The organism is Mucilaginibacter sp. (assembly GCF_028288205.1).
Classification (GTDB): Bacteria; Bacteroidota; Bacteroidia; order Sphingobacteriales; family Sphingobacteriaceae; genus Mucilaginibacter.
This window is the reverse complement of record NZ_JAQBOD010000035.1, coordinates 14537-36906: the sequence shown is the minus strand read 5'-3', so window position 1 is coordinate 36906 and position 22370 is coordinate 14537. Positions and strand designations below refer to the sequence as shown.

The 22370-nt window shown below is 38.8% G+C and carries 12 protein-coding genes; 8 read left to right on the top strand and 4 right to left on the bottom strand.

Annotation, left to right across the window (positions count from 1 at the left end):
• Positions 1-183 precede the first annotated feature (183 nt).
• Positions 184-1431 (top strand): ABC transporter permease, encoded by a 1248-nt coding sequence (locus JWR23_RS07305; RefSeq protein WP_299514821.1) that lies wholly within the window; start codon positions 184-186, stop codon positions 1429-1431.
• Between the two features lie 81 nt (positions 1432-1512).
• On the opposite strand, the gene JWR23_RS07300 is transcribed toward JWR23_RS07305, so the two are convergent.
• On the bottom strand, positions 1513-4335 hold the full coding sequence (locus JWR23_RS07300) for a response regulator (protein WP_299514818.1): 2823 nt from the start codon (positions 4333-4335) through the stop codon (positions 1513-1515).
• A 165-nt stretch (positions 4336-4500) separates the two neighbouring features.
• On the opposite strand from JWR23_RS07300, the gene JWR23_RS07295 reads away from it, so the two are divergent.
• Entirely contained in the window at positions 4501-5787 is a 1287-nt protein-coding gene (locus JWR23_RS07295; protein ID WP_299514815.1) for a citrate synthase, read from the top strand.
• A 247-nt stretch (positions 5788-6034) separates the two neighbouring features.
• Positions 6035-6787: a hypothetical protein gene (locus JWR23_RS07290; RefSeq protein ID WP_299514812.1), complete on the top strand. Its 753-nt coding sequence runs from the start codon at positions 6035-6037 to the stop codon at positions 6785-6787.
• Positions 6788-7225: 438 nt separating this feature from the next.
• Here the strand turns inward: JWR23_RS07290 and JWR23_RS07285 are convergent, their stop codons facing one another.
• Positions 7226-10459 carry an amidohydrolase family protein gene (locus tag JWR23_RS07285; RefSeq protein WP_299514809.1) on the bottom strand — a complete coding sequence of 1078 codons (3234 nt, stop codon included), beginning with the start codon at positions 10457-10459 and terminating at the stop codon, positions 7226-7228.
• 177 nt (positions 10460-10636) lie between these two features.
• Here JWR23_RS07285 and JWR23_RS07280 point away from each other — a divergent pair, with 177 nt between their 5' ends.
• Together JWR23_RS07280 and JWR23_RS07275 are read left to right on the top strand one after the other, a co-directional pair.
• A complete protein-coding gene (locus JWR23_RS07280; RefSeq protein WP_299514806.1) occupies positions 10637-12529 on the top strand; it encodes an ATP-dependent DNA helicase RecQ in 1893 nt (630 codons plus the stop codon).
• A gap of 218 nt (positions 12530-12747) precedes the next feature.
• Complete coding sequence (locus JWR23_RS07275) at positions 12748-13359, top strand: DUF2807 domain-containing protein (protein WP_299514803.1); 612 nt, start codon at positions 12748-12750, stop codon at positions 13357-13359.
• Between the two features lie 92 nt (positions 13360-13451).
• Here the strand turns inward: JWR23_RS07275 and JWR23_RS07270 are convergent, their stop codons facing one another.
• Both JWR23_RS07270 and JWR23_RS07265 read right to left on the bottom strand, forming a co-directional pair.
• Positions 13452-14924 carry a SusD/RagB family nutrient-binding outer membrane lipoprotein gene (locus tag JWR23_RS07270; protein WP_299514800.1) on the bottom strand — a complete coding sequence of 491 codons (1473 nt, stop codon included), beginning with the start codon at positions 14922-14924 and terminating at the stop codon, positions 13452-13454.
• Positions 14925-14935: 11 nt separating this feature from the next.
• Complete coding sequence (locus JWR23_RS07265) at positions 14936-18196, bottom strand: SusC/RagA family TonB-linked outer membrane protein (protein ID WP_299514797.1); 3261 nt, start codon at positions 18194-18196, stop codon at positions 14936-14938.
• Between the two features lie 600 nt (positions 18197-18796).
• Between JWR23_RS07265 and JWR23_RS07260 the strand changes: the two genes are divergently transcribed.
• From JWR23_RS07260 to tig, 3 genes are all read left to right on the top strand, one after another.
• Complete coding sequence (locus JWR23_RS07260) at positions 18797-19519, top strand: head GIN domain-containing protein (RefSeq protein ID WP_299514794.1); 723 nt, start codon at positions 18797-18799, stop codon at positions 19517-19519.
• Positions 19520-19586: 67 nt separating this feature from the next.
• Positions 19587-20573: a c-type cytochrome gene (locus JWR23_RS07255; RefSeq protein ID WP_299514792.1), complete on the top strand. Its 987-nt coding sequence runs from the start codon at positions 19587-19589 to the stop codon at positions 20571-20573.
• 87 nt (positions 20574-20660) lie between these two features.
• Complete coding sequence (gene tig, locus JWR23_RS07250) at positions 20661-22010, top strand: trigger factor (RefSeq protein WP_299514789.1); 1350 nt, start codon at positions 20661-20663, stop codon at positions 22008-22010.
• Positions 22011-22370: the final 360 nt, after the last annotated feature.

The window sequence follows — 22370 nt, the reverse complement described above, 5'->3', positions numbered from 1 at the left end:
TGGATTACGCTGATTATATTGTTTGATTACATCGATTGTTAATGGCTGTCTTAATTTTACAGATTTATTAACCGAAAAATAATGTAACTTAATAGCAAACTAATCATCTAATGTATAACACTATTTTTATAATAGGGTTTACAAAATCCGTGAAATCATAAAAAACCGGTGTAATCCAAATATATGATATTTTTAAAACTTTTCAGAGAAAGCTTTCTGTTTGCTTATGATGCCCTGCGACAAAACAGGCTGCGTACACTGTTGTCTTTATTGGGGGTTACTATAGGTATATTTACCATAATTGCTGTTTTTTCGGCGGTTGATACGCTGCGTGATAACCTGCAAACAAGTGTAAATAAACTTGGTAGTAATAGTGTTTATGTTGAAAAATGGCCATGGGTATCAGATGGCGAATATCCCTGGTGGAAGTTTATGCAGCGACCGGTATCAAAATTAAAGGATTTTGATGAATTGCAAAGACGCAGCCAAACAGCCGAAGCTATCTCTTACGAAATTGGTATTGATAACCGTACTATAAAATACGGAAGTAATACAGTTGATGGTGCACAAATTGACGCGGTTACCCAAGACCATAATAAAACCTGGAACTTTGATTTTCAGGATGGCCGGTATTTTACAGAAATGGAATCAAAAACAGGTGCCCCTGTTACTATAATAGGAAATGATATTGCCGAAAATTTATTTCCGGGAGGCACTGCTGTTGGTAAGCAAATAAAAGTAATGGGCAGGTTTGTAACCATTATAGGTGTGTTTGCCAAAGAAGGTAAAGACATGCTGGGTATATCTGCCGATAAAGAAGTTTTACTGCCGCTAAATTTTGCTCATAATTTAATTGATGTTCAAAATGAAAAATATCGCCCTTCGATTGTTGTAAGGGGTAAAGGCGGCATCCCAATAGTAGAAGTAAAAGGCGAAGTAAAAGGCTTAATGCGTTCTATTCGCAGCTTAAGATCAAACCAGGAGGATAATTTTGCCTTAAATGAAAGCACCATGCTTTCTGATCAATTAGATATTGTATTTAAAGTAATTAACATTGCCGGTTTTATAATTGGTTTATTCTCTATACTGGTAGGCGGGTTCGGTATAGCTAATATTATGTTTGTTTCTGTAAAAGAGCGTACCAATATTATAGGTATTCAAAAATCGTTGGGGGCCAAAAACTACTTTATCTTATTGCAATTTTTAATAGAGGCTATTATTCTTTGCCTCATGGGTGGACTGATAGGATTATTAATGGTATATGGCGGCACATTTTTAGTAAAATGGGTGGCAGATATTGCTATTGTGCTTTACATGAAAAACATAATTATAGGTCTGGGTACGTCTGTTGGTATTGGTATAATATCTGGTATTGTGCCTGCCTGGTTTGCATCAAAACTTGATCCTGTTGAAGCGATACGATCTAATTGAAAATTGAAGATACATAACGTTAAGCAGGGGTGTGAATTTATAACCTGACAGGCCTAATCTTTAATAATCAAAGATTCACCCTCAAATAACCTGCTTATAATATTGGGAAACTTTTTCAAAGAATGTAGCCGGTACAAATGGTTTGGTTAAATAATCGCTCATGCCTGCAGCCAACGCTTTAGCATAAGTTTCGGGCATTGCATCAGCGGTAAGTGCTATAATTGGTATATTGGCATTACTGCTTTTTATGATCCGTGTAGCTTCAAAGCCATCCATTACAGGCATTTGCAGGTCCATTATAATAAGGTCATAAGCTTTATTGTTAACCATGTCAACAGCTATTTGTCCATTTATCGCTTCTTCAACATTTGCCTGCCATTTTTTTAAGAATCTTGAAGCAATAAGCAGGTTCATTTTATTATCGTCAACTACCAATACGTTCATTCCATATAAGTTAAGCATTGGCGAATTGTTTGTATCAGTTGGTGCATTTAACTCGTTTTGCGGCAGCATAAATGAAATAGTAAAAGTGAATGAAGTGCCTTTACCAGGCTCGCTTATAACAGAAATATCACTTTTATGAAGATTTACCAATCGTTTGGTAATAGCCAGACCTAACCCGGTACCGCCGGTATTGCTGTTATTAATTATTGGCTCTTGTGTAAACGGATCAAATATAATTCCCAGGTTTTCGGGTGATATACCAATGCCGGTGTCTGCAACTGTAAACTTAATGGTAATCTGCTTACGATCTGCTTTTTCGGCTTGTAAATGGATGGATATTATGCCTTTATGAGTAAATTTAACCGCATTGCTTATCAGGTTATTTAAAATCTGGCTCAGGCGGGTTTGATCGCCGGTTATATATTCAGGAATAACCTCATCAATAAGCAAATCAATAGTTAATTTCTTTTCTATTGCTTTTGACTGGAAGGATTGCTTTATTTTTTGAGCAAGGTGATGAATATTAAACTTTAAGTGGTTAAGCTCTAATTTACCAGCCTCAATTTTATTGTAATCAAGTATGTCATTAATAATATCAAGCAAATTCTCGCCAGAGAATTTGAGGATATTCAAATAATCTAATTGCTCGGGCTTAGGGTCCTCGCTTAACAATAAATTGGTGGTGCCAATAACCGCGTTCATCGGTGTTCTTATCTCATGGCTCATTATTGATAAGAAATCAGATTTAAAACGCGATGATCTTTCTGCGATCTCTTTTGCTGATATTAGCTCCCGGGTTGCCTTTTGCTGATCGGTAATATCCTCGCCAATAGCAGTAGTTTCTTTAAGTAAGCCATTCTCATCATAGCTTATTGTATTTTGCCAGCTAATAATGCGCTCTTCGCCATTACGGCATACTACCGGATTAATATATTGTGTAGGAATGGTGTTGCTTACAAACCAGTTATTAACCATCTCATTTAATTTAGGCGGAATGAATTGATCCATCCAGTTCATGCCCAATATCTCTTTTGGAGTATATCCTAATATATTAGCCAGGTGCGGGTTACAAAAAGTAATATTGCCCTTGTTATCTAATGATACTGCTGCTAATTTAATAGCTTCTAATACCAGCTTATATTTATTTTCGGTTCGTTTATAGTCTATTTCTACCTGTTTCCTGTCGGTAACATCCTGTAAGGTGCCTATAATTTCACATATGCTGCCATCTTCGTTTTTAAGCAGCGTACTAACAATTACGCTTATATATTTAATGGTACCATTAGGGGTAACTATACGAAAAACACAGGTGTAGTTGGCATTATTGGTAGCGCCTTTAAATAAATGCCGTAAAATAAACTTATCGTTTGTGTGTACAAATTTTAAAAGAAAACGCATTATACCAGGTTGAGCAAACAAAAGGGGCTCAACCTCAAAAATATGGGTAATTTCATCAGACCATGCCAATTTACGCGACGAAGTATCCCAATTCCAGTTACCTATTTTTGCAATGGTTTGTGCTTCAATTAATTCTGTACGGCCCTTTTTTATCGCTTTTTCTGATAGCCTGGCCTGGGTTATATCTTGCAAAATGCCAAATATGCGCAGCATGTTTCCGTGCTCATCAAAAGTGATATCCCCTTTTACAATCTTAATATATTTCAGGTTTCCATTTGGTGTAATTATACGGTGCTCATATTGCTTCTCGCCCGATACGGTGAGGTTCATCAAAAAATCACGGTAATTATCCCTGTCATCCGGGTGCGTAAGGCTTAAATAATAATCAAACTCGCTAACACCCTCGGGTACGCCATTAATTTCCAGTATGGCTACTAAACTGGCAGACCAATAGGTGTGCTTTGTTTTATTATCGTACCACCAATTGCCTATTTTAGCAATTGCCTGCGCCTCAAGTAATAATGTCTCGTTTTCTTTTAAAGCATCGGCATATCTTTTCTGTTCAGATATATCAGTAACCGAAGCCGAAATACGATGCATATAATTTCCACTCCGATCTAATACCGGTGTTAGCTTTGCAATGAGCCAGTTGCCTGTACCATGGTCAGAAAGATATTCAACAGCTGTCGATTTTCGGGTGCTGATAACATAATCAAGCGCGGTATTAAATTTTAATGCACGTTCATGCCCTAAAATATCTTCCAGTTTTTTACCAACCAGTTCTTTGGGGTTAATCACCCTGTCGGTAAATTCATTGAACCAGGCATTCAGGCAAACTTTATCTTCATTAAACTCAAATATAATATCATTAAGAGAGTTAATAAGGGCATTAAGCTGGTGCGGAGAGTTAGGCAAATTGGCAGTGTAATACTCAACGGCTTTCCTGATGCTGCGCCGATAGGTAATAATCATAAAAAAAACTATAACCGTAAGTGCAATTAACGGTAAGCCTATATTATAGTAAATAGAAATTAGCAATACCGGCGGGCCATTTGTTGCCATTAATAATTATATTTTTTAGTGGATTTTAACTACGAATATACCAATTGGATAGATTTGATTGTAAATAAGTTTTATAAGACAACTTTTTTACAATTGACCAACCATAGTTACAGCTAAATTATACGCAGATTTGCATATATTTGTTGCAAATACAAAAATCTATCTATGTCAGACTTAGCACAATTAAAAATAGGTGATAAAATATACGATCTTCCAATAATAGAGGGTACAGAAGGGGAAAAAGCTATTGATATTTCAAAATTGAGAGATCAAAGCGGTTATGTAACCCTTGATGTTGGTTATAAAAACACAGGCGCTACACAAAGCGCCATCACTTTTTTAGATGGTGAGCTGGGTATACTTAAATACCGTGGTTATCCTATTGAACAATTAGCAGAGCAATCAACCTTTATAGAGGTTGCTTATTTGCTGATATATGGAGCTTTGCCTACTGCAGAGCAGCTGAAAGATTTCCAATATGAAATAAGCCGCCATACCTTAGTGCATGAGGATATGAAGAAGTTTTTTGATGGTTTTCCGTCAAAATCTCATCCAATGGGGCAATTGTCGTCATTGGTGTGTTCATTATCTGCTTTTTACCCTGAATCTTTAAAACCTAATCAAAGCAAAGACGAGCTTAACCTTAGCATTATTAAAATGCTGGCTAAAATGGCTACTGTAGTTTCATGGATATACAAAAAATCATTAGGTCATCCCGTTATTTATCCTCAAAATAAATACGATTATGTTACTAACTTCCTTAACATGACCTTTGGTCAGCGTACCGAGGATGTTGAGGTTGACCCTGTGGTAGTAAATGCTATGAATACCTTATTAATACTGCATGCAGATCATGAGCAAAACTGCTCAACATCTACGGTGCGTATAGTAGGTTCGTCCGAGTCTAATATTTATGCTTCTGTATCTGCAGGTATATCTGCCTTATGGGGACCGCTGCATGGTGGCGCCAACCAGGCGGTAATTGAAATGCTGGAGAAAATTAAAGAAGATGGGGGCGATACCGATAAATGGATAAACAAAGCAAAAGATAAAAATGACCCTTTCCGTTTAATGGGCTTTGGTCATCGTGTTTACAAAAATTTCGATCCGCGTGCCAAGATCATTAAAAAGGCCTGTGATGATATATTAGAGAAATTAGGTATTAATGATGAAGTGCTGGAAATTGCTAAGAAACTGGAAGAAGTAGCATTAAAGGACCCTTACTTTGTTGAGCGTAAATTATATCCTAATGTTGATTTTTATTCAGGTATCATCTACCGCGCGTTAGGTTTCCCTACTGATATGTTTACCGTTTTGTTTGCACTTGGCCGTTTACCGGGCTGGATAGCACAATGGAAAGAAATGAAAGAGAATAAAGAGCCAATAGGCCGCCCGCGCCAAATATATGTAGGTGCTGTTAATAAGGATTATGTGGAGATAGCGAAAAGGTAGTTGACCTTTAGATATATTAAAGCCTTCGATTTATCGGGGGCTTTTTTGTTAGAGGGATTTTGTGGACAAAAATGAAGCAGGCATTTATTCCGCTCACTCAAAATGGAAAATATTTATTATTGTTTAAAAATAAATTATTACTCAAGTAATTGATAATCAGCACTTATTTGGTTTTTGAGTTAAACGCTATTAAAAATAAAGAAACTATTATTTGTAACAAACGTATTACAGTAAAACCCATTTAAAAATGAACTTATCAAATTGTATTAAAAGCATTGCAGTATTAACATTCATTTTATCCTTAAACGCTTGTAAAAAGGATAATAGCGCGGTTACTACATCAGCAACACAAGTCACTTTTGCGCTTAGCGCCACAAACCCAAGTAATTTGCTTCCGGCATCAATTACAACACCCGGTATGACAACCAATTCGGTTAGCACAAACGCTACTTCAGCCAGTATTACCTGGACATCAGGCACGGCTAACATCGCTTCCTTTAAATTAGAAGCCAAAAAGAAAAATACGGCTATTGAGATCACCAGTAAAAATTTAACAAACATTGATCTGTTTGCAATTAGCCCTGCTTCAATAAGCGCAGCAATTGATACCGGCACTTATACCGAAATTGAATTGCGGGTTCTCCTGGTAAAAAGCACAACAGCGGCTATACCGCTTACTTTAAAAGGGAACTTTACCACTCAGGGCGGCGTAGTTGTACCTATAGAGCTTGACTATAACGATGATGCCTTAATAAAGGTGGAAGCCGAAAATATAACCATTGATGGTAAAACAGACGTTGCGACTTTAGCCAAACTAAATTTAACTAAACTGATAAGCGGAATGGCTGCTGCCCAATTAGATGCCGCCGTACGTACAAATGGTGCAATTATAATTAGCAGCACAGTTAACGCTACTATTTATAATAAAATTAAAGACAATATACTATTATGCGGAGGTTGGGGCGGATTCTCACACCGTGAGAAGAGTGAAAGAAAATAATTGTGATAGATTAAATGTGTAGCAACGCCCAAAGTTGAAAAGCTTTGGGCGTTTGCTATTTAGTATTAATTAATCTGCCCATTCAAGCGTCTACGCTTGAATGTTAACATTTGCAAGCGTAGACGCTTGCAGGCAGGATTTTTAATTTAAACGTGGACGCTTAAACTGGCAGCAGCAACTGGTATAATGGCGGTACTATATTGTCGGTGACTTTATTTCATCTGTTTCAAATAACTTGTTTCACCACTCCTAAAATTAGCAATTTGTAATTGTTTGATTATCAATGAACAATATTAAAATTACGCCTAAAAATACTGACGAATAAGTTGTTACATTTTGTTACATCACTTTTTTGTAAATATTTTATAATCAATAGTTTAAGTCAAAATCTTGTTTCACTTGTTACATTTTGTTTCACCGCGAGTGTAACAAGATGCGCTAATCTCCATGTTCACTCATAAACAAATACGTCTCGGTATTACCAACCGGCAGGTTCACGCTGTCGCCGCGGTTTAGCTGCCACCAAAAACGCATGCGCAGCTTATCGTGATTGCCTATCTCGTTCATACTGTCCGAATCGTACAGCCTGCCATTTATCATTACATATTTTATGTTATCGCTGTTGCGGATATCGTCCAACGGGTTTTGGTTCAATACGATCAGATCTGCCAGCTTGCCTTTCTCTAACGAACCTATTTCTTTATCCATGCCTAAATATGATGCACCATTAATGGTTGCACAGCGTATTACCTGCAGCGGAGTCATACCGCCTTGTGCCAGCATCCACATTTCCCAATGCGCGCCAAGGCCCTGCAATTGCCCATGGGCGCCCAGGTTAACTTTGGTACCACCATCGGCAATTTGCTTTACATATTTGGATATCTCTATATGGCCATATTCTCCATATTCAGAAGTAGTCCTGCGCCGCGAACGTGAATCTACTATATATTGCGGGGTGAAGTTTAGCAGGTGCTCATTCTTCCAAACTTCGGTACGGTCATACCAGTAGTTTTCGCCAAACTGGGTACCATAGCTAACAATTAAAGTGGGGGTATAGCCGGTTTTACTATCGTTCCATAAGCTTTTAACATCTTTATAAACAGGCCAAACAGGTATGCTATGTTCAATACCGGTTTGCCCGTCCACGATCATATTCATGTTGGTAAAAAAGGTTGAGCCGCCCTCGGGCACTACTTCCATTTGCAATAGGCGTGCGGCCTCAACAATTTGCTGGCGCTGTTCACGCCGCGGCTGGCCATAACTTTTCACAGAGAATGCACCTACCGCCTTTAACCGGCGCAGGTTAGAAAGCGCGTCATCCAGGCTATTAATTACCACCTTAAAATCGCCATCGGCACCATATAATATAGAACCGGTTGAGTACACCCGCGGGCCGACCATACGCCCGGCCTTTAACATTTCCGATTGACTGAATACCATTTCGGTATTGCTCGACGGATCATGCGAGGTGGTTACACCGTAGGATAGGTTGGCAAAATAGCTCCAATCCTGTTGCGGCGAAATACCATCCGGGCTGGGGTGTAAATGCGCGTGCACATCTATTATACCCGGCATAATTGTTTTGCCGGTAACGTCATAGACCCTGGCATCTGCCGGTATCTGTATATCGACAGATTTACCAATAGCATCTATCTTGTTATGGTCGATGATAATGGTGCCTTTTTCGATAACCTCATTACCCTTCATGGTAATAATACGCACGTTGGTGAAGGCTATCTTGCCATCGGGTACATCGGTTTTTAGTTTCAGGCCCATATCAATACCAACGGTATCTATAACAGGTGTTTTATCAGTATCACCCTTTGCAAACGAGAACGCATTACGAATATCCCGTGAAAAATACTTTGGCCCTAACGTCCACATTAGTTTTTTACTATCCTTGCTCCAGTGCAGGTAGGTGCCTGCATCACGGGTAAGCTTGCTTAAAGGCAAAGATTTGTTAGTTGCTGATAAGTCCTGAGCGTTACCGGTATTCACCATTGGAGTTATGTAGCAGTTAAACAGCTCGGTAAAAGCCAGCCATTTACCATCAGGACTTGGTTCAAATTGAGTGGTGTAGGAAGAGGTATATAATGTTTTTGGGTTAGCACCGCTAACATCCATTACCTTAAAGGCTTTCTTACCGCCCTCGCTGCTTTGGTAATAAATTTTAATGTCATCTGTAGAAAAACGCGGGTTTATGCCATTGTTAATAACCATTTGCGCGGTGCCACCTGCTGATGGGATAATATATATACCGGGATTAGTGCCAAAAGCAAATCCCAGGCTCTCATTGCCTTCGCCTTTACGATAAATTATTTTATCGCCATGGTTACTGAATTTTGGGGTATAGTAAAATCCTTTTTCGGTAGTAATTCTTGTTATCTGATGGGTGGTCAAATCTATTTTATTTATTGAACCTTTTAAAGCGTCGCTCCAATCAACATAAACCAACGATTTTCCATCCGGGCTAAATTGGGGGCTGTATTCAAAATCTTTGGTGGTATCTATGCGCATTGGTTCGCCTTTTGGCAACTCCTTAATATAGATGTAGCCCGCCGCGTTAAAGGCTACAAATTTACCATCGGGCGATGTAGTAAGCTGGCGTATCATCTTAACAGGAAACTCATCCTGGAAAACCTTTTGCGGAAAATGCAGCGCTTCGGTAATGTTTTGCTGCGACGAAACTTCGAAAGGAATTTGTACCGGGTTGAGTGTATTTATATCCAGGTTCCAAATTTTGCCTTTTGCATAAAATATAAGATCCTTGCTATCTGGTGTCCAGCCAAAATTTGGATATACACCAAATATAGCCCATGTTTCCTGCTGGTCGTGCGACAGGTCATCATACACCGGCCATTCTTCGCCCGTTTCAATTCTACGCAGATACAAAACCGATTTAAGCCTGATCCGTTTCACAAAGGCAAGCAACTTACCATCGGGCGATATTTGCGGACGACACGCGCCGCCTGCGCCACCGGTAACGGTTTCAATATCGCCGGTTTCGCGGTTTAGGCGCTTGATGGCATAAATGCCGGAATTTGGGTCCTTACTGTATTCGAATTTCGGCCCGGGGGTAATATCCTCGCTCCAATAAATAAATTTACCATCAGGCGATACTGTTGGCTCGCCTGCATCCTGCTGATCGTTTTTGCGTTTGGTTAGTTGTACGCCCTCGCCGCCGTTTTTATGATACAGCCACATTTCGCCGGCGCCAAGCGAACGCGTACCGGTAAAATGCTTGCGTGCTACAACATATTGCCCATCGGGTGTCCAGCTGGCATTGTTTAATAATCTAAAGCTTTCTTTGGTGATAGCGTGTTTATTGCTGCCATCGGCATTCATTATCCATATATTATCGCCACCTTCCTTATCGCTGGTGTAGGATATTAATTTACCATCAGGACTGTATCGCGGCTGTACATCCCAGGCCTTGCCGCCGGTTAATAAAGTAGCCTTGCCGCCGGTAACAGGTATGGTATAGATATCGCCTAACAGATCAAATACAATGCTTTTACCATCGGGGCTTACATCTAAATTCATCCAGGTACCCTCGTTGGTATTTATGGTGACTTTTTTTGCCTGGCCGGGAGGGTTATCAACGTTCCATTTTTGGGCTTGTACATTACAGACTATGATTAAAAATATTATCGTTATATTAAGGAGCTTCATCAATTAATACTTTATAGGCGCTAAGATAAAACTATTGCTGCATTTTAATCTGAACACGATTTAAAGATTTTATGGATTTTAAGATTTATATAATTTTCAGATAATACTTTGATCCATAAAATCCTAATCAAATCGATAAATCATGTTAATTTTAATAGTTTTGAGACTCTCATAACAATGACGATACAGGAAATACTAAAAACTTACTGGAACCATGATGCCTTTCGTCCAATGCAAGAGGATATCATCCAGTCTGTATTGTTGGGGCATGATACTTTGGCGCTGCTGCCTACGGGCGGAGGTAAGTCTGTTTGCTTTCAGGTGCCGGCTATGGCTAAAGAGGGGATATGTATTGTAGTATCACCGCTCATCGCTTTGATGAAAGACCAGGTAGAGAATTTAAAGGAAAAAGGCATTGAAGCTGTTGCCATAGTATCGGGCATGAGCAAGCGCGAGGTTGATATAGCGCTGGATAATTGTATTTATGGCACGGTTAAGTTTTTATACTTATCTCCCGAGCGATTATTGTCTGAGTTGGTGCGCGAGCGTATCAAATACATGAAGGTAAACCTGATCGCGGTTGATGAGGCGCATTGTATATCGCAATGGGGATATGATTTCAGGCCATCATATCTACATATCGCTGATTTGCGTGAGTTGCATCCGGATGTGACTGTACTGGCACTTACTGCTACGGCAACTGCCGAAGTTAGGATTGATATACAGGAAAAGCTACAGTTTAAAAAAGGCATCGTCTTTCAAAAAAGCTTTGAGCGTAAAAATATCAGCTATGTGGTACAGTACGAAGAGAATAAGTTCCGCAAAATGCTGGATGTTGCCACCGGTGTAAAGGGCAGTGGTATTATATATGTGCGCAGCAGGCGCGAATGTGCAGAAATAGCTAAGTTTTATAATGATAACGGAATTAAGGCTGATTACTATCATGCGGGCCTAACGCCTGATGAACGCTCGAAAAAACAGGAGAGCTGGAAAAATAATAAAACAAGAATTATTGTAGCTACCAATGCCTTCGGGATGGGTATTGATAAACCGGATGTGCGCTTTGTAATACATAAAGATGTGCCCGAAAGCCTGGAGGCCTATTACCAGGAAGCCGGCAGGGCAGGGCGCGATGAAAAAAAAGCTTATGCGGTTTTACTATATAATAATGCCGACAGGGCACGGCAGCATAAGATATTTGAGTTAAGCTTTCCGACAGTGGATGAGATAAAGCTGGTTTATCATTGTTTATCCAACTATTACCACGTGGCTTACGGTGCGGGGGCGGGCATAAGTTTTGATCTTGACCTGGGTGGTTTTTGCGCGCAATACAAACTGGATGTTATTAAAACCTTAAATGCGTTAAAGTTTTTAGAGCAAGACGAATACCTGGCATTCAATGAAAGTGTGTTTTTGCCATCGCGTTTTAGATTTGAGGTGTTAAATGAGCAGTTATATAATTTCCAGATACAGAACCAGGGCTGGGATGCTTTTATTAAAACGCTGTTACGATCATACGGTGGAGCTTTTGAAAATTACGTTCGGCTAAAGGAATTTGATATAGCGCGACGCGCCAATATGAGCGTGCAACAGGTAATAGAAGGTTTAAAACAGTTACAAGAATATAATGTGCTGAGCTATCTTCCCCAAAACGATCAGCCGCAGGTTACTTATTTAAAATCAAGGCAGCACCCCAACAATGTATATATTAACAAGCAATACATTGAACAACGAAAAGCTACCTATCTTAAAAAAATGGAAGCAGTGTTTGCTTATTGCGCCCATAAAAAATGCCGTAGCCAATTGCTGCTGGCTTATTTTGACGAACCCAATAGTGACAAGTGCGGTATTTGTGATGTATGCCTGGAAGAAAAGCGCAAACTCAACGCGTCTGAAGTATTTGATGATATCACTAATGAAATAGCCGAATTGCTAAGCAATTCGCCGCTGGATATTGACTCATTGGTCACTTCCATTAAAAACGGTATAGAAAAAGAGCGGCTCAATACCATCCGCCTGCTGCTTGATGCCGGTAAAATAAAATTTAACGGCGAAAAGTATTACCTGTAAAACGTCACTTAGACTATAAAAACTTCCATTTATCTCGTTTTGCGTGTCATAGCACTTTAATTTTTATTGGGTTTTCACCGACACATACAGGTAGTTCACCGAGTAAAACAGGCATTGTGTCGTTTTTACACTATCTCGCTGTAACCTTTAGTAATTGGTATCGTCTTATTGATGTATTTAAAATAATAAAAAAGTTAATCACACAAATACTTAATAAAATGAAAACAAGAATTATAAGTCTTATCACAATGGTAGCCATTGTATTAAGCACAACAAGTTTAACCTATGCTTCTGTAAACAACAACAATAACGAAGCCGTTGTAGTAGCAACATCAAGCAACATTAACAAAATAGAAGTATCAGGTAATGTTGAAGTTTATATCACTAATGGCGATAAGGACCAGGTGAAAGTTTATGACAACTACTATGCACAAAATGCATTAGTACAAGACAAAGAAGGTGTATTGCGTATATCATCATACACTGCAGATAAATTGGTAGTATTAGTTACCGTTAGCGATCTGCGTTCAATTACTGTAAATGATAATGCTGCTGTTAAATCATACGGAACATTTTCAACCGTTGCGTTGGATGTTAAGTTAAACAACAATGCTTCTGCACAATTAAAGTTAAATGCTTTTGCTGCTAACATCACAGTAAATGACCGTGCAAAAGCTGATTTAAGCGGAACAGTAAATGATTACGAATTAAACTACAGCCAATCATCAACTGTAAATAAAACCGACTTAACAGCAGTTAACCGCATCGAAAAATTAACAACCAAATATGCTGCCCGTCCAACGGCAGCTGATGACATGGCAAGCCTGTAATCAGCACGCACTTTTGCAAAAGTTCATTATATTTTAAAAAAGGCCGCATCATTTGTTTTATGATACGGCCTCTTGTTTTAACTTTCAAATAGTTAAAATACATCAAAGAAAAGCTTGGTTGTCACCAAGTCTCCACCTATTGCGGTAGCGGCCTGGTTGTAATTCACAACATTTACATTTTGTTCGCTGATAGGATAGGTGAACCTAACCGGAAATGCGCTAAATGCATTAGGCGGCGGAACCAATGCGGGGTAATCAAGCCTCCTGTTTACTATCCAGGCATCCCATCCCCTGTTATATAGTGCCAAATATTCCTGGCCGGCAATTTTTTGGAGTGGAGTTGTGCCTGGGGCAGTGGCAAAAGCAACATTAGGTAACAGCAGATAAGCAGCAGCGGCAGTTGCTGATCCTGTCCAATAAGCTACTGAAGCAGTTACGCCGGCATTGTAATGCGACTGAACGGTGCCGCCAACGCTATAACCTCGTTGTACAGCCTCTGCCAGGTTAAATTCCGTTTCGGCATAGTCTAATAATAAACCCGGAAAATCCGGATTGGTTACTTTTCCAATTGATCCTGGTGTAATTAGCGGGCCTGAAGGTAATGAATACTGGCTATAAACAAGACCTCCATTACCTGAGCCATTACTGGCACCCACATATACCCCTTGCGAGTTTTGAGCAAAATAGTAAGGCAGCCTCGGGTCTTGGGCGGGAGTACCAGGATTTAAGAGGGTAATGAATTGGCTGGTGCCTACAAAATCGTGCCTTTGACTTTGTACCAAATCAACCCAAACGGGGTTGGTATTTGGCGGCGTGGCAACATATTGAAACAGTGCATTATCACTATTTGAAGTAAATACCCCCGAAGTAACGGCTGATTCAACAGTAGCTTTTGCCTTTGTATTATCAAAATCAGATATAGTGATACCCATTTTTAGTTTGAGCGTATTGGCAAATTTCTTCCAGCTCGCAGGATCACCATTATAAATTACATCGGCGCTTCCCAGGCTACCTGACCCTACATCCAATGCCGCAATATCAGCATCCAGCCGGGTTAATAAATTATAGTAAGCGGTTTTTGCATCATCGTACTTTGGAAATGGTTGGTTTATATCCAACGCTTCTGAATAAGGTACATTTCCAAAGGTTGTTATCAGGTAGTAATAAGTGTAAACCTGCAGAATATCTGTAATAGCAATATCGTTTTTTTGTTTGCCAGGATCAGTAACATCCTTTGCCATAAATGTTTTTGCCTGTTGGAAATTTCCCAAAGCGCCACTATACAGGGCGGTCCACATAGCATCTGGCTGGTTACGGAAAGTGAGCTGATATTGCGTTTCATTTAAATAGGTAGTTTCGGTAAATTGCTGTTCAATTAAACGAAAAATATTTAAGTTCACGCTTGATGAGGTTACCGTATTAGTTAACGCCCTTTCAGCGTTAGTAAATAAGCTATATGATGGTACGACTGATGGGTTTTTAGGATCGACGTTCAGTTTGGTCAGATCTTTTGTACAGGCCGGTAATATCGATACGAGTACAAAAATTAATGCTATCTTTTTCATAACTGCTTTGATTAGAAACGTACTTTTAAATTAAATGCTATAGTGCGTACTGTTGGGTAAGCACCTTCTTGTATCCCCTGCAGGTTACCGGAAGATAATCCATCTTCAGGATCGGCATAAGGTAGGTTTTTATGAATTATCCATAAATTCCTGCCAATAAGCTGAAAAGTAACCTCTTTAACAGGGCCCAGTTTATTCAAGGCAGTTTTCGGCAATGTATAGCCGATAATGGCTTCTCGTAACTTCACGTAGCTAGCATCGTATACAAATGCTTTTAGTGGTAATATACCAGAGCCGTCACCAAAATCACCGTAGTTATAAGCGGTTACCCTAATGTTATTGGGCTGTCCATTTTCTAAAACACCGGGGCGTATAAAACCACCGCCATTAGCCAAAGTATTTCGAACTGGATTTCCCAGGTCATTTGTGTAAGCGGTTAACGGATAAATGCCATCAGCCAATCCATAAGCCAGGTCATTCGAGAATAATGAACCGCCGTGCCGGATATCAATTAAAAAGCTCAAAGTGAAATTCTTATACGTAAAGTTGTTGTTTATACCGCCGGTCCAATTGGGGTTGATGTTGCCTATATTGTTGTTTGAGTTTGGCGATATTTCATATTGCCCATCAGCACCTACAATCTTTTGGCCACTGGCATTATATACATAATCAGTTCCTCTTAAAGTACCAAAGGGCTCACCCAGTGGAGCATTCAACGTCTCACCATTCTGGAAAGTGGCCAATTGCAAATTGCTGGCTTGCTTGCCAGTAGCGTCTGTATATAATGAAGTTACCTTATTTTTAGCAGCGGTAAAATTTAATGTAATTTTCCAGCTAAAGCTATTGGTTACTATAGGTGAACCATTTAAAGAAAGTTCAATACCCTTGTTTTGTACAGAACCCGCATTTAAAAATTTAAAACTATAACCTGTTGCTCCTGAAACATTAACGGGCAATATTTCATTAAATGTATTGGTGCTGTAATAGCTTCCGTCAAATCCCAGTCGGTTTTTGAAAAAAGCTAATTCTAATCCAATTTCCTTGCTTTTTGTTTGTTCTGGCTTTAAATCAGGGTTATTTTTAGTTGTACTCAAAACTGTTTGCGGATTAGCGCCAAATGGCGGAACAATTGTATAAGTGTCATTAACGCTATATAATGGTGCATCACTACCTACCTGTGCGTAATTGGCCCTTATTTTTCCGTAGGATAGCCATTCATATTTTTTTAACAGTTCTGAAAAAATAAAACCAACTGATACCGAAGGGTAATAATAGGTATTATTTGCTTTGGGCAAGGTTGATGATTTATCTCTCCTTATAGTTCCGTCAGCAGTTATCATGTTTTTCCAGGTAAGCGTGGCTCCTGCAAAAATACCGTCAACCTCTTTTCTTGAATCGATCTCAATTGGAGATAACGGTGAATTTAAGGTATTGGATAGCGAATATAATCCGGGAATTATCAATCCACCGTTGGTGGAGGCGTTAACACTATTGTCTTTAGCCTTCCTGATATTGGTACCTAATAACGCTTTTAAATTAAGATCTTTTGTAATGTCTTTATTTACATTGGCCAACAAATCAAAATTTGTCTCAGCATAATTATGGTTAAACCTTGAATAATAAGGAACCCCTATACTGCCAACATCGTATCGTTCCTCATCAAGTTCTGAGTAAGTATCTAATGATACTCTGCCGGTAATGGTTAACCAGGTAGTAGGCTTATAATTCAAATTTATATTACCTAAATACCTGTTACGGGTATCGGTTTCGTAATTATGGTTAACTACCCAATAAGGATTGTTCCAAAAAGCCGGGTTTGTGTTGCCGTTAATAGGGTCGGCCATATTCCAGGTTACGTTTTGATGCGTTCTGTCATAAGCTGCCTTTAGCTCCTGAACGTCTACGTTTGTTTGCCACCACTGCCTGAAACCAGCCATTACGTTACGGTTGTCAGAGTTAGTGCCATCATAACCTGTTCCGCCTCTGCCGGTACCGTTTGTATTATAAAAATTTATATTAGCACCCAAGGTTAATTTAGGGGTGATATTATAGGTTGCGGCAAAATCCACTAAATTTTTATTCAGCTTATTATTGGGTATAATACCGTTTTCAATGCTTTTTGTATAGCCCAGTTTGAATGTGCCATTATCACCCCCATTGGTGATCATTATGCTTTGAATAGTAGAAACCGGTTTCAAAAAAAATGTAGAGGGGTCATTTTTGGCGGCAACCCACGGTGTTGCCTTGCCATAATTTGGTGATGTAGGATCAAAGGCGTCCCATTGATAAATCATCAAATTTGGATCAAATGCGGTGCCGTTTGAAGCATCGTCGCCGGTTGGCGCAACCTGGGCATTAGGGTTACCAAAAACATTCCCGGTATTGAAATATTGTGCATAACCTGCTCCGTACTGCCGTTGATATTTAGGGAGCGTAGATTTATCTATTGATCCTACACTTACAGTTGAGTTGACAACAATACCCAAGCCCTTTTTGGCTTTTTTTGTTGTGATTAAGATCACTCCGTTACTGCCACGCGAACCGTATAAAGCCGATGCTCCTGCACCTTTTAAAACCGTTACACTTTCAATATCATCCGGATTAATATCCGAAGCCGGGCTGCCGTAGTCATATCCGCCGTTACCTGAATCCTGCCGGCTTAACCCATCACTGCCGGTTTGCTGAATACTGGTATTCGTATTTGCGTTACCGACAGGCACCCCGTCAATTACAAAAACAGCCTGGTTATTACCTGTTATTGATTTGGTACCACGAAGCACCACATTGGTTGACCCCCCCAACGTATTATTTTGGCGGATTTCCAGGCCGGCTACTTTGCCGGATAAGCCATCAATAAAATTGGCCGAACGCTGTTTACTCACTTCCTCTCCCGTTACCTCCTGCGCGGCATAGCTTTGTTGATTTCGGGTTCGGGTTATTCCTAACGCACCGGTAACAACAACTTCACCAAGTTCTAAACTTGAAGGAGTTAAAGTTACGTTAACCACACTGCCTGTCGCCGGAAGTTCCTGCCTGATATAGCCTATAGAACTAAATGCTAATATAGCATCATTGGGCACATTTAGTGAATATTTGCCCTGTACGTCTGTTTGTGTCCCAATGGTAGTTCCTTTGACCACTACCGATACACCAATTAATGGCATGCCATCATCCTTAGCCGTAACTGTCCCGGTTACGGTATGATTTTGTGCATATAGCCGAGGAACTGCTAATACTAAAATGCACAAGTTTAATAGTAAAACCCTTTTCATATAGGAGTTAGATTAGTTAATTGATAATAATATATTAATGATATATTAAATTTAATCAATTAACTCAACTAAATGTTTCATTCTAAGAAATTTAATTTCACATATTTACATATTTATGTCAATTATAAAATAGTTAATTAACCACTAAGAATAATATGCAATGAAAATTGAAACATTTATACTTTTTAGCCGTTTATAGATTAATGTTGCGTTATTAATTATCGACTAATAATAAGACAGTTAACAGTTAATTATGGCCGGAAAATACGCGAGGTATTTTCCGGCTTCTTTGTCAATATGGATATTATAATATTCTTGTTATTAATTAATAAAAATAAATTTTAATATAAGCCACCATCTCCTTTATATTTGTTTGTATAGTTTATTAATCTCAATAAACTATACGAACACCAATAATAAAGGCCGGTGGGGCGGTTGATCGTTGGATATCTGATGAATGTATAAGATTGGCTTGATACGCAAAAAGAGGCTGACCATGATTTATGATACAGCCTCTTTTTTTATGTAACTTCATATGGATATTGGTCGTCTAAATAAAAAATAGATATTTAAATAAACGTTCATTATAAAACTCATATCATGAAAAAAACTTATTTACTTATATTGATTGCTATTGCCGGCTTTACATTGGGGCTGTCATCATGTAAATTCAGGTGTGTAAAAGGTTCTGGCCATGTAGTTTCTGAGATACGTAAAGTGAACAATTTTAGCAAAATAGATATATCTGGCTTGTTTAAAATAATATTGAAGCAGGATAGCACTTTAAATTTAAGTGTATCTGCCGATGATAACCTGATGAAATACATCAAGACAAACGTTAGCGGTAATAAATTACATATATCAACAGGTAATAAAAATATTTGTAACGCGGGCGAAATGGTTATTACCATTGGGGTTCATAATTTAGAAGAGATAAAGTCATCAGGCGCGGTTGAAATATCGACTGATGGTAAATTAGTTACTAAAAACTTTCATTTTGATCTGTCAGGCACTGCCAAAGTAAATATGGAACTTAATGCAGCTAACGTAAGTACCGAAGGCAGCGGCGCTACAGACGTTACTTTAAGGGGACAAGCCAGCTCACATAATATTAATTTAAGCGGTGGTGGTAAAATCCACGCATTTGATTTTGTGGTGGGCAATTATAACATTGAATCATCAGGCGCAAGTGAGTACGAGATCAATGTATTGCATGAGCTTAACGTAAGCAGCAGCGGTGCATCATCAATAAAATATAAAGGCAACCCAGCCAGCGTTAATAACGATAAATCGGGAGTTTCATCAATTACTAAAGTCGATTAATAAAACAAATAAATACTGCGTGGAATGTTTTTTAAGGCCTTCCCTTAACTTTAAACCAAATCACACCATGAAAAAAATAGCTAAACTTATTGCTTATGTAGCGATAGCTATGGTTGTAATTATTATTGCCGCTATAGCTTACATTACCTTAGCCTTACCTAATGTAGGTGCTCCAGAAAATATTAAAGTAGAAATAACTCCGCAACGAGTTGAGCGCGGTAAATACCTGGCTATCAACGTGTCTTCCTGCCTGGATTGCCATTCTGCACACGATTGGACAAAATTTGGCGGACCTATTGATACTAACCAATTAGGCTCGGGCGGTGAAAAATTTGACGCCGGCGCAGGCTTTCCGGGTAATGTTAGCGTACCTAATTTAACGCCATATAATTTAAAAAGCTGGACAGATGGTGAGATATTCCGTGCGGTTACCACCGGTGTTAAAAAGGATGGCACTCCTATATTCCCACTAATGCCATGGCCTTATTATTCAAAAATGGATAGGGAGGATATTTACTCCATTATTGCATACCTGCGTACATTAAAACCTATAAGTGCAGATTATCCAAAATCCACCCTTGATTTTCCGTTGAACATATTGGTACATACCATGCCTCAAAAAGCAACCTTAGGCAAAAAACCAGATACCAGGGATACTTTAAAATATGGTGAATACCTTGTACAGTCGGCCGCATGTAAAGAATGCCATTCGCAGGATGATAAAGGAACTTTATTACCGGGCCTGGAATTTGCCGGTGGCAGGGAATTTAAAACCGGGGGTAGCAGCGTGCGTTCTGCAAATATTACTTCAGATGCAACAACAGGCATAGGTAGCTGGAACAAACAGGTGTTTTTAGCACGCTTTAAAGCGTTTAGTGATAAAAGCAAAGCGCAGAAGGTTGGGAAGTCTGATTTTCAGACAGTAATGCCATGGTGGCAATACAGCCAAATGAGCGAGGGCGACCTCTCATCTATCTATGCCTATTTAAAAACTATAAAACCTATTAAGAATAGCGTAGTGAAATTCCAAGCCAACCTAACGGCTTCGAATTAAAAATAAATTAGTATTTTTGCGCCTCGAAATTTATGGGAGCTATGCCATATATTTCGAGGCACTTAAATTAAAATACCCATTAAAAAGATGAATATTACACAGGAAAAGATCGATAACCTGAATGCAGTTGTAAAAATTAATATTGACCCGGCAGATTACCAGGCGCGTGTTGATAAAGCTATAAAGGAACATGCTAAAAAAGCAAAAATGCCGGGCTTCCGTCCGGGAATGGTTCCTCCGGCACATATAAAAAGGATGTATGGTAAAAGTATTTTGGTTGATGAAGTGAACACTTTATTATCAGATACCTTAAACAATTACATCACCGAGCAAAAACTGGAAGTATTGGGGCAACCATTACCCAAGGTTGATAATAAGCAAGAATACAACTGGGATTTTGCCGATAATTTTGAGTTTAACTACGAAATTGGTTTGGCTCCTGAGTTTGCTATTGATTTTTCATCAAAAGATAAAATAACTCAATATAACATCAAGATAGATGAAGAAACCTTAGCCTCGCGTATTAAAAATATCCGCAGAAGCTATGGCAAAATGACAAATCCTGACGTATCGGCAGACGATGATGTGCTTTATGCGCAATTAACGCAGCTTTCGCCGGATGGTTCTGTTTTTGATGATGGCATTGTGAATACAACATCGGTTCGTTTAGACCAGGTACAGGATGAGAAAATTAAAAAGTCTCTTATCGGTTTAAAAAAAGATGATGAATTAACACTGGATATTCAAAAAGCATATAATAATGATGCGGCAAAAATAGCGGCCATATTAGGTGTTGATGAAGATATAGCAGCTGATTTAAAATCAAACTTCCGCTTAACCGTTAAAAACGTTAACCGTTTAGAAGAAGGCGATTTAAACCAGGAGTTCTTTGACAAATTATTTGGTGAAAGTGCAGTAACCGACGAAGCAGGTTTCAGAGCTAAAATTACTGAGGAAATTGAGACCATGATGAACCAGGATTCTGACCGTAAATTGCAGAACGATATCTATAACTATAGCATAGACAAAGTTCAGTTTAATTTACCTGATGAATTTTTAAAACGTTGGTTAAAGGCTACTAATGAAAAACTGACCGAAGAGGAATTAGAAGGCGGCTATAAAGATTTTGCGCAAAACCTTAAATGGACCTTGATCGAAAACAAGATCATAAAAGAAAATAACATCGATATTAAATACGAGGAAATTTTCGCGGCAGCAAAACAAAGTTTAGATCAGCAATTCAGAATGTACAGCCCGCAGCCTATCGGTGATGAGCAGCTTTCGCAATATGCGGTACAATACCTGCAAAATAAAGAGAATGCTAATAAAGTATTTGACGAAGTAAAGGCCCTTAAAACATTAGATTATATTAAGAGTGTAGTTGCTTTAGATAAGAAAGACATATTTTACAACGAATTTAAAGAGTTGGTGAAATAAGTAATCTTTAAAATATTTTTATCAAAAGCATCCTGGATACGGATGCTTTTGTTTTATATAGCCTTTATCACCCTCCGGCGCGTCATTGCGAGGAACGAAGACAACCGACCATAGGAAGTTCATTAATTCCATTAAAAAAAATTATAGCATTAATAATCTCTACATATGCAAATGAAACACCAAAATGTTGTAAAGAGCCATAACAAAAGTAAACGCCAATACCTGTCAGTGAAAAGATTGCTTCGTTACTCGCAATGACGTGGTGTATTAACTCTTTTCAGACAAATATTTTTACTTTTTGCAAACTTTATATTGAAAATTATATTCAACTAAAAACTATATTTATAGCGGGGAACTCCT